The organism is Ruminococcus sp. AM43-6, assembly GCF_003461785.1.
Classification (GTDB): Bacteria; Bacillota; Clostridia; order Oscillospirales; family Ruminococcaceae; genus Hominimerdicola; species Hominimerdicola aceti.
Genome location: NZ_QTXU01000064.1, coordinates 1 through 3,687 on the forward strand (window position 1 = coordinate 1; position 3,687 = coordinate 3,687).

At 33.2% G+C, this 3,687-nt stretch carries 4 protein-coding genes; all 4 read left to right on the top strand.

What is annotated here, in order from left to right; genetic code table 11:
- Positions 1-124 precede the first annotated feature (124 nt).
- The 4 genes from DW938_RS14290 (at position 125) to DW938_RS14310 (ending at position 3,556) form a co-directional block, all read left to right on the top strand.
- Entirely contained in the window at positions 125-208 is an 84-nt protein-coding gene (locus DW938_RS14290) for a 23S rRNA methyltransferase attenuation leader peptide (protein WP_001814874.1), read from the top strand.
- Positions 209-332: 124 nt separating this feature from the next.
- The gene (erm(B), locus tag DW938_RS14295; RefSeq protein WP_002292226.1) at positions 333-1,070 is read left to right on the top strand and encodes a 23S rRNA (adenine(2058)-N(6))-methyltransferase Erm(B); all 738 of its coding nucleotides are present in this window, start codon (positions 333-335) and stop codon (positions 1,068-1,070) included.
- A gap of 361 nt (positions 1,071-1,431) precedes the next feature.
- Complete coding sequence (locus DW938_RS14305; protein WP_002380754.1) at positions 1,432-1,671, top strand: helix-turn-helix domain-containing protein; 240 nt, start codon at positions 1,432-1,434, stop codon at positions 1,669-1,671.
- A 394-nt stretch (positions 1,672-2,065) separates the two neighbouring features.
- Entirely contained in the window at positions 2,066-3,556 is a 1,491-nt protein-coding gene (locus tag DW938_RS14310) for a primase C-terminal domain-containing protein (protein ID WP_002380753.1), read from the top strand.
- The last annotated feature ends 131 nt before the right edge of the window (positions 3,557-3,687 follow it).

The following is a 3,687-nucleotide window of genomic DNA, read 5'->3' on the forward strand; positions in this document are numbered from 1 at the left end:
CATATATCAGTTCATTATAAAAAGCTTAGATTTTTGTCTTGACAACTGAACCACTATATTGTATAATAGGAATTGAAGTTAAATTAGATGCTAAAAATTTGTAATTAAGAAGGAGGGATTCGTCATGTTGGTATTCCAAATGCGTAATGTAGATAAAACATCTACTGTTTTGAAACAGACTAAAAACAGTGATTACGCAGATAAATAAATACGTTAGATTAATTCCTACCAGTGACTAATCTTATGACTTTTTAAACAGATAACTAAAATTACAAACAAATCGTTTAACTTCTGTATTTATTTATAGATGTAATCACTTCAGGAGTGATTACATGAACAAAAATATAAAATATTCTCAAAACTTTTTAACGAGTGAAAAAGTACTCAACCAAATAATAAAACAATTGAATTTAAAAGAAACCGATACCGTTTACGAAATTGGAACAGGTAAAGGGCATTTAACGACGAAACTGGCTAAAATAAGTAAACAGGTAACGTCTATTGAATTAGACAGTCATCTATTCAACTTATCGTCAGAAAAATTAAAACTGAATACTCGTGTCACTTTAATTCACCAAGATATTCTACAGTTTCAATTCCCTAACAAACAGAGGTATAAAATTGTTGGGAGTATTCCTTACCATTTAAGCACACAAATTATTAAAAAAGTGGTTTTTGAAAGCCATGCGTCTGACATCTATCTGATTGTTGAAGAAGGATTCTACAAGCGTACCTTGGATATTCACCGAACACTAGGGTTGCTCTTGCACACTCAAGTCTCGATTCAGCAATTGCTTAAGCTGCCAGCGGAATGCTTTCATCCTAAACCAAAAGTAAACAGTGTCTTAATAAAACTTACCCGCCATACCACAGATGTTCCAGATAAATATTGGAAGCTATATACGTACTTTGTTTCAAAATGGGTCAATCGAGAATATCGTCAACTGTTTACTAAAAATCAGTTTCATCAAGCAATGAAACACGCCAAAGTAAACAATTTAAGTACCGTTACTTATGAGCAAGTATTGTCTATTTTTAATAGTTATCTATTATTTAACGGGAGGAAATAATTCTATGAGTCGCTTTTGTAAATTTGGAAAGTTACACGTTACTAAAGGGAATGTAGATAAATTATTAGGTATACTACTGACAGCTTCCAAGGAGCTAAAGCGCTCGGGACCCCATTAAGTATTTTTAAAAGCATGGTCGCAAGTTTCACTAGCAGCCATGCTTTTATTGAATCATTGTAGGACATTTTAAAGATAATTGCCCACTTTAAAATTAAACATGTGCTTAGAATCGTTCTAGGCAACACCAATAACAATCACTAATCACAAGTGATTTGTGATTAATCACTTGTGATTTACAAGGTGTAACGATATAATTAAATGGAAAACGTGCAAAATATTTACATAAACAGGAGGGAGAAACTTGGAACTAGCATTTAGAGAAAGCTTAAAAAAGATGAGAGGTACCAAATCAAAAGAAAAATTCTCCCAAGAATTAGAAATGAGTAGATCAAATTATTCATTGATTGAATCAGGAAAATCAGATCCGACATTAAAAACATTGGAACGAATTGCAGAATTGACAAACTCAACCTTAGTTATTGACTTAATTCCTAATGAATTAGAACAAGTAGAGTTGCAAATAGAAGAAGAGAAGCAATGATTGTCGTTAATATATTTAACGAAATTGTTGCTTATTTTTTTTAAAAGCGGTATACTAGATATAACGAAACAACGAACTGAATAAAGAATACAAAAAAAGAGCCACGACCAACTTATTTTCCGCCAAGAAAATAAGTTGCGAGCCTTAATTGATTACCACCAATCAATTAAAGAAGTCGAGACCCGAAATTTGGTAAAGTATTTAATTACTTTATTAATCAGATACTTAAATATCTGTAAACCCATTATATCGGGTTTTTGAGGGAATTTCAAGTCTTTAAGAAGATACCAGGCAATCAATTAAGAAAAACTTAGTTGATTGCCTTTTTTGTTGTGATTCAACTTTGATCGTAGCTTCTAACTAATTAATTTTCGTAAGAAAGGAGAACAGCTGAATGAATATCCCTTTTGTTGTAGAAACTGTGCTTCATGACGGCTTGTTAAAGTACAAATTTAAAAATAGTAAAATTCGCTCAATCACTACCAAGCCAGGTAAAAGCAAAGGGGCTATTTTTGCGTATCGCTCAAAAAAAAGCATGATTGGCGGACGTGGCGTTGTTCTGACTTCCGAAGAAGCGATTCACGAAAATCAAGATACATTTACGCATTGGACACCAAACGTTTATCGTTATGGTACGTATGCAGACGAAAACCGTTCATACACGAAAGGACATTCTGAAAACAATTTAAGACAAATCAATACCTTCTTTATTGATTTTGATATTCACACGGCAAAAGAAACTATTTCAGCAAGCGATATTTTAACAACAGCTATTGATTTAGGTTTTATGCCTACGTTAATTATCAAATCTGATAAAGGTTATCAAGCATATTTTGTTTTAGAAACGCCAGTTTATGTGACTTCAAAATCAGAATTTAAATCTGTCAAAGCAGCCAAAATAATCTCGCAAAATATCCGAGAATATTTTGGAAAGTCTTTGCCAGTTGATCTAACGTGCAATCATTTTGGGATTGCTCGTATACCAAGAACGGACAATGTAGAATTTTTTGATCCCAATTACCGTTATTCTTTCAAAGAATGGCAAGATTGGTCTTTCAAACAAACAGATAATAAGGGCTTTACTCGTTCAAGTCTAACGGTTTTAAGCGGTACAGAAGGCAAAAAACAAGTAGATGAACCCTGGTTTAATCTCTTATTGCACGAAACGAAATTTTCAGGAGAAAAGGGTTTAATAGGGCGTAATAACGTCATGTTTACCCTCTCTTTAGCCTACTTTAGTTCAGGCTATTCAATCGAAACGTGCGAATATAATATGTTTGAGTTTAATAATCGATTAGATCAACCCTTAGAAGAAAAAGAAGTGATTAAACTTGTTAGAAGTGCCTATTCAGAAAACTATCAAGGGGCTAATAGGGAATACATTACCATTCTTTGCAAAGCTTGGGTATCAAGTGATTTAACCAGTAAAGATTTATTTGTCCGTCAAGGGTGGTTTAAATTCAAGAAAAAAAGAAGTGAACGTCAACGTGTTCATTTGTCAGAATGGAAAGAAGATTTAATGGCTTATATTAGCGAAAAAAGTGATGTATACAAGCCTTATTTGGTGACGACTAAAAAAGAGATTAGAGAAGCGCTAGGCATTCCTGAGCGGACATTAGATAAATTGCTGAAGGTACTGAAGGCGAATCAGGAAATTTTCTTTAAGATTAAACCAGGAAGAAATGGTGGCATTCAACTTGCTAGTGTTAAATCATTGTTGCTATCGATCATTAAAGTAAAAAAAGAAGAAAAAGAAAGCTATATAAAGGCGCTGTCAGAGTTTTTTGACTTAGAACATACATTCATTCAAGAGACTTTAAACAAGCTAGCAGAACGCCCAAAAACGGACACACAACTCGATTTGTTTAGCTATGATACAGGCTGAAAATAGATAAAGTCCGTATAATTGTGTAAAAGTAAAAAGGCCATATAACAGTCCTTTTACGGTACAATGTTTTTAACGACAAAAACATACCCAGGAGGACTTTTACATGACCCAAGTACATTTTACACTGA

Bases quoted from the DNA above. Each gene is read 5' to 3' on its own strand.
- DW938_RS14290 (WP_001814874.1), top strand. From the start codon at position 125: ATGTTGGTATTCCAAATGCGTAATGTAGATAAAACATCTACTGTTTTG.
- DW938_RS14310 (WP_002380753.1), top strand. From the start codon at position 2,066: ATGAATATCCCTTTTGTTGTAGAAACTGTGCTTCATGACGGCTTGTTA.